A 6,816-nucleotide genomic window follows, 5' to 3' on the forward strand; every position below is an offset into this window, starting at 1 on the left:
CCGACACGCCACCGGACCGCTTACGGCGTCCTCCCGGTGAGGCGGGCCAGCGCCGCGGTCTCACGCGGTGGCGGCCCGGTGAGGTCGGCGAGGCGCCAGGCGGGCATCCAGGGCACGCGGTGGACGTCGACGACGGAATCGAACGCCTTGACCCGCTGGGCGAGCGGGCGGGGCAGCCGCCCGGGTGCGTCCGCGACCAGGACGACGGAGTCGAGGTCGAGCCCCGGCGGCGCCTCGCCCCGCCGGAACAGCTCCAGCGTGTACATGACGGCGTCGAGGCCCGTGGCGTGCGTACGCCCCACGAGGAGCACCGACGTCGGCTCCCCGTGCTCGGGCCGGGGCCAGTTCCGCCCCGCGTCGTGTCCGCCGAAGACGGTCGCGAGCGTGGTCGCTCCGGCTCCGCCGTGTGTGGCGACCCAGGCGAACCGCCGCGCGCTCGCGGTGAGCGGTACGGGAGCCGCCCGCTCCGGCCGCTGCTCCGGCTCGGCGACCGGCCCGCGTATCCAGATCTCCGGCCCGCTCACTCCGCGCTGCGCCATCGCCCTCTCCTCCTCGTCGACCCGTCGACCCGTCGATCTTCATGGTGCGGGCGCGGTCACCGGAAGCGGGCTGCCGGCACCTGGGACGAGCTTGTGACGCCGCAGTGACGTGCGCGGCGCGGGTGAACGGCGAGACTGGATCGACGGTCCTCACGGACAGTCCTCAACCGGCAGGAACCGGAGCGGATTTCACCACGTCGTCGCAGAGGGGGGCAGAAGTCCGACGGGGCGGGGGACGCGTGACACACGTGGGCGAACGTCTGTCCGACCGACCCGAGTGAGGGAACGATGTCTCGACTCAGCCGCGAACAGAAGCGGGAACTCAAGCGGACGGGGTCCGAGACGGTGCCCCCGATCGACGTACGGGTCTCCGCCGAGGGCAGCGCGACGGTGGGCGGCGTGCCTGTGCCCGCGGCCGAGCCCCTCCACGCCGCCGTCCTCGACCACCTCCACCGCCTCGCTCTCGCCACGGGCCACCCCGTCCTCGCCACGGTCCACGACGAACGGATCGGGTACGTCGTACCGCTCCAGGTGTACGTCGACGGGTCCAGCCAGTACACAGGTGAGCCGGTCCGGGTGAGCGAGCCGGCGCAAGCCGCGCTCCCGCCCCCGGAGCCCGCCGAGCAGCCGCGACCACAGCCCCCGGCCGATCCTCAGCCGAAGCGCGAGCCCACGACGATGCCGCTCGGCGCCGCACCGCAGCCCGAGCCCTCACACGCCCCAACCCCGTCGACATTCGTCCTGCGCGCGCTCCCGGACCCGCAGCCCGGCCCCCCATCCGGAGAGTTCGGCCCCGCCCCCCTCGTCGAGGAGGAAACCGCCCCCAAGCCCGCCCCCGTACGGGAGTTCGCGGTGGCCGAGGCGGTGGTGGACGCAGTGGAGGCGGAGGACGCGCCGCCGTCGCCCTTCTCCGCGCAGATCACTCACATCAACGCGGCCGTGAAGACGGGCCGTATCGGCGAAGCCGCACAACTGTCCGAGCACACCGTGGCGGAGGCGACCGCGAGGTACGGCCCGGAACACCCGGAGGTCCTGCGCCTGCGCGAACTGACCGCGTACATCGCCTACTTGGCCGGGGACGCCCTCAGGTCCTTCCACCTCTCCCTCGACCTCGCCCGCCTCCGCCGCCACCTCCGCGACCCCCGCGCCGCCTACGGCAATGTCCAGAGCGCCGCTGCGGCCTGGCGCGCCGTTCGCGACCCTCTCCAGGGCCTGAACCTCGGCCACGACCTCATCACCGTATGGACCGAACTGGCCTCCGAACCCGGCCCCGCAGCCGACGACACGGAACAACTCCAGTCCGCCCGCACCCGCATGGGCCGCCTGGCCAACCGCGCCCAAATCCCCAACGACAATCCCTACGCCCGAGGCCAGTAGCCGAACCGCCACCCCCACCACGCCCCTCACGACCCGCAGCCGCGCGACGACGGAAGGGGTGGCGCCGGTACGTCAACGCCCGTCGCATACAGAGGGCTCGACCAACCGGCCTCCTGTCACCCCCGAGCCGTCCGTCCACACGCGACGGGCGTGACCTACCGGCGCCGCCCCGACCCACTCCCCGGCGGCAGGCGACCGGGGCCCCGACCACCCACCGCCAGCAGGCCGACAGGCACCCGGCGGCTACGCCGGCAACTCCCACACCGCATAAGCCAGCGCATCCTTGAAGGTCTTCTCGATCACGGGGTCGTCGTAGACGAAATAACCGGGGTTCGGCGAGCCGATCATGTCGGCGTTCAGATAGCCGCTGACCCGGGCGCGGTTCGCGGCGGAGAGGTTGCTGACGTAGTGGCGCGACCCGACCAGGCCCAGTTCCTCCGCGCCCCACCAGGCGAACCGCAGATGCTTCGTGGGCTGATACCCGGCTCGTGAGACGGCCGGCGCCACTTCCAGGACGGCCACGGACACGGACCCGCTATCGCTGATGCCGGGGCCCGACGTGACGCTGTCCAGGTGTGACCGGGCGCCGCGGTGGCCGCCGCCTCGGGGGTGGCCGCGGCCTCGGGGCGGGGGCCGCCCCGGCTTACGACTTCGTATCCACCGAAGCGCCCTCAGCCCTCACCACCGCCGCAGACACCCCGCCCCCGCCAGCCCTGACCGCCCGCCCCGCTCGCCGAGCCGTACGCAACGCGTCCCAGGTCAGCAGGGACAGGGCCAGCCAGACCAGCGCGAAACCCGCCCAGCGCTCGGGCGGCATGGCCTCGCGGAAGTAGAGGACGCCGAGCAGGAACTGGAACACGGGCGCCAGGTACTGCAGCAGCCCCAGCGTGGACAGCGGCACCCGGATCGCGGCGGCCCCGAAGCAGACGAGCGGAAGCGCGGTCACCACACCGGTCGCGGCGAGGAGGGACGCGTGCCCCAACCCCTCCGTGCCGAAGGTGGACGAGCCCCGCGACCCCAGCCACAGCAGATAGACCAGGGCGGGCAGGAACTGGATCGCGGTCTCCGCGGCGAGCGACTCGATCCCGCCGAGGTCGACCTTCTTCTTCACCAGCCCGTACGTGGCGAACGAGAAGGCGAGGCAGAGGGAGACCCAGGGCGGCTGTCCGTACCCGATGGTGAGGACGAGGACGGCCGCGAAGCCGATGCCGACCGCGGCCCACTGCACGGGCCGGAGCCGCTCCTTCAGCAGCAGGACGCCTATGGCGATGGTGACCAGCGGGTTGATGAAGTACCCGAGGGAGGCCTCCACCACCTGTTCGTTGTTCACGGCCCAGATGTAGACGCCCCAGTTGAGGGTGATGACCGTCGCCGCGACGGCGATCAGACCCAGTCTGCGTGGCTGCCGCAGCAGCGCGGCGGCCCAGGACCAGCGCCGCAGCACGATCAGCGCGACGCCGACGAAGACGAGGGACCACGCCATCCGGTGGGCGAGGATCTCCACAGAGCCGGCGGGTTTGAGCAGCGGCCAGAAGAGCGGGACGAGGCCCCACATCCCGTATGCCGCGAAGCCGTTCAGCAGCCCTATTCGGTGTTCGCCCTTCGACTGCCCGGCCACCGGCCCCCTCCTTCTCCCGCGACCGCGTCCGCGCGGCCTCCAAGAAGGTAACGCCGAGCGCCCTCGCCTGTCATGCCCGTATCGCTATACGGTCATGACAGGCGAGGGTTCCCCGGGGGAGTGGGGCTCGAAGGGCCCTGAGAGGCGGACTCGCGGTCAGTCGCAGCGGACCCGTGATCGGTCGAAGCGGACCCTGATCCGATCAGCCGAAGCGGACCTGGACCCGGGGGCGGGGCGGGGCGGGGCGGGGCGGGGCGGGCCGGGCCGCGCCTCAGGCCTTCAGCGCCGCGGCGATGGAGTCCGCGATCGGCGTGGTCGGGCGGCCGATCAGGCGGGACAGGTCTCCGGGGGTGTCGGCCAGTTCGCCCTTCTCGATGGAGACGTCCACGCCCGCGAGAATCTGGGCGAAGCCCTCGGGCAGCCCGGCGCCGGTCAGGATGCCGACGAAGGCCTCGGCGGGGACGGCGTTGTAGACGATCTCCTTGCCGGTCTGCTTGCTCAGCTCGGCGGCGTACTCGGCGAAGCCCCACGCGACGTCGCCGCTCAGCTCGTACGTCTTGTTCTCGTGGCCCTCGCCGGTGAGTACGGCGACGGCGGCGGCCGCGTAGTCGGCGCGGGAGGCGGAGGCGAGCTTGCCGTCACCGGCCGCCTGTACGACGGCGTTGTACTCCAGTACCGGGGCGAGCTGCTCGGTGTAGTTCTCGTTGTACCAGCTGTTGCGCAGCAGCGCGTAGGGCAGACCGGACGCCAGGAGCGCCTCCTCGGTGCCCCGGTGGTCGTCGGCGAGCGCGGCCGTCAGGGTGCCGGGCGCGCTGGTGTAGGCGAGGAGCGCGACCCCGGCCGCCTTCGCGGCGTCGATCACGACCTGGTGCTGGGCGACCCGGCCCTTGTCGACCTCGCTGCCGGAGATGAGGAGCACCTTGTCGCCGGCGGAGAAGACGTCGCCGAAGGTCTCGGGGGTGTTGTAGTCGGCGACGGCGATCTTCACGCCGCGCGCCGCGTACCCGGCGGCCTTTTCCTCGCTGCGCACGACGGCGGTGATCTGGTCGGCCGGAACCTTCTCCAGCAGACCCTCGATGACGAAACGGCCGAGGTTTCCCGTGGCTCCGGTGACGACGATGCTCATGACTCACTACTCCTTGTGGGGTGTCTGTGGCACTAACCCTAGGGCAGGCACTAACTCTGCGAAAGTACCCACTTTGAAGTAAGGTACTGGCATGGTCGTAAGTAGTGCAGGCAGTGCAGCAGTCACCAAGAGCACAACAGCCGCCCGGACCCCGTTCGACACCGGCGAGGCGATGTGCCCCCACCGGCTGGTCCTGGAGCATGTGACCAGCCGCTGGGGCGTCCTGGTCCTCATCGAGCTCATGGACCGCCCGTACCGCTTCAGCGAGCTGCGCCGGGCGATCGGCAGGGTGAGCGAGAAAATGCTCACCCAGACGCTCCAGACCCTCGAACGCGACGGCCTCGTCCACCGCGAGGCCCAGCCGGTCATCCCACCGCGCGTCGACTACTCCCTCACCGACCTCGGCCGCGAAGCCGCCGAACAGGTGCGCGCGCTGGCCGACTGGACGGCGCGGCGGATGGACGAGGTGCAGAAGGCGCGCGAGATGTACGACGCGGCCAGAGCACAGCTCTGAGCAGGGATGATGCCCCTGTTTGCGGCTGACTGAACGAATGTCCACGGCGCCCGAGGGGCACATACGGGGCAGGGCACTGGCCGACGTACAAGCCACGTCCTTCCATGCGCCCCCTCTCCGCCTCCCGCGCCCGCTTGCGTCGCCGGGCACGCTGGAGGCGGGGTGGTTTCGCCCACCGTGCGCCGGCCCGCCCATGCCACTTGTCGGCGCACGGCCACCGGATCCGAGGGGTTTCCTTGCCATGGCCACACTGACTCCGGCCGTCAGGAGGATCGGTTCGGCGGTGGTGGCGGGGCTTGGCCTGATGCGGGCTCCCTTCGCACGCGACAGCCGCCGCAGGCGTCAGGAGGAACTCACACTGGAACTCCTCGGCAAGGTCACGCTCGTGGCCGAGGGGATCGACCGCTTGGTGGAGGAGATCCATCGCGCGAACCTGATCCAGCACTACCGGCTCACCGCGGATCAGCTGGGGTCGGCGATCGAGGACCCCTCGCTCGCCGCGGCCCTGAGCACGCTGGACGGTCTCTCCGAGGCGAAACGGCGTCAACTGCTCTTCGTCAACCGTCAGTACGGGAGCACGCTGCTGGGCCACCGCGTCGGCGCGCTGGACTGGGGCGAACTGATCGGCACCCTGCGGGTGCTGGCCCGCAACGACGTCTTCGCGGAGTACTGGGACCGGACGGCCGAACACCGCAGGAGCCTGCCGGAGGACTCCCTGGAGGCGCGGGTAGGCCAGGTTCTCGACGCCATCGTCGAGGAACTGGCCGACGACCCCGAGGTGTGGTGGGTGGTGGGACCCGTCCTGGCGCCCGAGCACACGCCCGCGCCCGACCGCGCACCCGGGGCGGCATCCGGGCACGGGCCCGCGTCCGGGGCGGCATCCGGGCACGCGCCCGCGTCCGAAACGGGCACTGCGCCCGACCCTGCCTCCGGAACTCCTGCCGACTGACCTGATTGGACGCGTCCGACAGGCATGTTATGGATCATCTCGGGCGAGAATTTTCCGGGGTCGGCGTGACCCCGGGGTGCGTCACTCGTTATTGGGCGTCACCCCAAGAAGCGGGGCTTCTACAGCTCCGAACGAGAGGGGATCGCCCTGTTGCGCAATGAGCTCTCGTCCATGCGTATCACCCGTCGGCTCGGAGACTCCCCCCGGAAAAGAGGCAGCTATTCGGGGGAGACCTGCCCGGACCTGTTCGAGCTGAGCGACGGCAGTTTCGCCGTCATCGGCACCGAAGCCACCGCCGCCCTCGACCCCCATCTCCCCTCCGACGCCGCACGAGCCGACTACGAACGCATCGTCGTCATTACCCGCGAGACCCTCATCCGCGCCAAGAAGGACATCCCTGACGAGTAAGGAATCCTTGACGAGTAAGGGCATCCCCGACGAGTGACGACGCGCCGGGCCGGGCTTCCGTGCCGGGCCGGACTACCGGACTGTCAGGGCCCGGGTGCCGTACACCTGACAGGTGTACGGCACCCGGGCCCTCAGCAGCTTCTCCTCAGCCCACGACAGTCCACGTATCCCCACCCGCCAGCAGCGCCGCCAGGTCGCCCTTGCCGTTCTGCTCGATGGCCGTGTCGAGCTGCTCGGTCATCTGGGTGTCGTACACCGGACGCTCGGCGGAGCGGAACACGCCGA

The 6,816-nt window shown here is 71.0% G+C and carries 7 protein-coding genes and 2 pseudogenes; 4 read left to right on the forward strand and 5 right to left on the reverse strand.

Annotation, left to right across the window (positions count from 1 at the left end; translation table 11 throughout):
- Positions 1–20: 20 nt before the first annotated feature.
- Positions 21–539, reverse strand: a complete 519-nt coding sequence (locus tag ACWD3C_RS24430; RefSeq protein WP_451147253.1) for a DUF6668 family protein — start codon at positions 537–539, stop codon at positions 21–23.
- A gap of 288 nt (positions 540–827) precedes the next feature.
- Between ACWD3C_RS24430 and ACWD3C_RS24435 the strand changes: the two genes are divergently transcribed.
- A complete protein-coding gene (locus ACWD3C_RS24435; protein WP_451147255.1) occupies positions 828–1,916 on the forward strand; it encodes a tetratricopeptide repeat protein in 1,089 nt (362 codons plus the stop codon).
- Positions 1,917–2,195: 279 nt separating this feature from the next.
- Here ACWD3C_RS24435 and ACWD3C_RS24440 read toward each other — a convergent pair.
- The 3 genes and pseudogenes from ACWD3C_RS24440 to ACWD3C_RS24450 all read right to left on the reverse strand — a co-directional run.
- Positions 2,196–2,501 (reverse strand): annotated as a pseudogene (locus ACWD3C_RS24440) (M20/M25/M40 family metallo-hydrolase); the annotation flags it as partial.
- A gap of 58 nt (positions 2,502–2,559) precedes the next feature.
- A complete protein-coding gene (rarD, locus tag ACWD3C_RS24445) occupies positions 2,560–3,534 on the reverse strand; it encodes an EamA family transporter RarD (RefSeq protein WP_451147257.1) in 975 nt (324 codons plus the stop codon).
- Positions 3,535–3,805: 271 nt separating this feature from the next.
- The gene (locus tag ACWD3C_RS24450) at positions 3,806–4,660 is read right to left on the reverse strand and encodes an SDR family oxidoreductase (protein WP_451147259.1); all 855 of its coding nucleotides are present in this window, start codon (positions 4,658–4,660) and stop codon (positions 3,806–3,808) included.
- Positions 4,661–4,832: 172 nt separating this feature from the next.
- On the opposite strand from ACWD3C_RS24450, the gene ACWD3C_RS24455 reads away from it, so the two are divergent.
- The 3 genes from ACWD3C_RS24455 (at position 4,833) to ACWD3C_RS24465 (ending at position 6,531) form a co-directional block, all read left to right on the forward strand.
- The gene (locus tag ACWD3C_RS24455; protein WP_451147298.1) at positions 4,833–5,174 is read left to right on the forward strand and encodes a winged helix-turn-helix transcriptional regulator; all 342 of its coding nucleotides are present in this window, start codon (positions 4,833–4,835) and stop codon (positions 5,172–5,174) included.
- A 241-nt stretch (positions 5,175–5,415) separates the two neighbouring features.
- Positions 5,416–6,123 carry a DUF6082 family protein gene (locus tag ACWD3C_RS24460; RefSeq protein WP_451147261.1) on the forward strand — a complete coding sequence of 236 codons (708 nt, stop codon included), beginning with the start codon at positions 5,416–5,418 and terminating at the stop codon, positions 6,121–6,123.
- Between the two features lie 171 nt (positions 6,124–6,294).
- Positions 6,295–6,531, forward strand: a complete 237-nt coding sequence (locus ACWD3C_RS24465) for a hypothetical protein (RefSeq protein ID WP_451147263.1) — start codon at positions 6,295–6,297, stop codon at positions 6,529–6,531.
- A 145-nt stretch (positions 6,532–6,676) separates the two neighbouring features.
- Here the strand turns inward: ACWD3C_RS24465 and ACWD3C_RS24470 are convergent.
- Positions 6,677–6,816 (reverse strand): annotated as a pseudogene (locus ACWD3C_RS24470) (2-oxoacid:ferredoxin oxidoreductase subunit beta); the annotation flags it as partial.

The sequence above is a fragment of the Streptomyces sp. NPDC002845 genome (genome assembly GCF_053591955.1).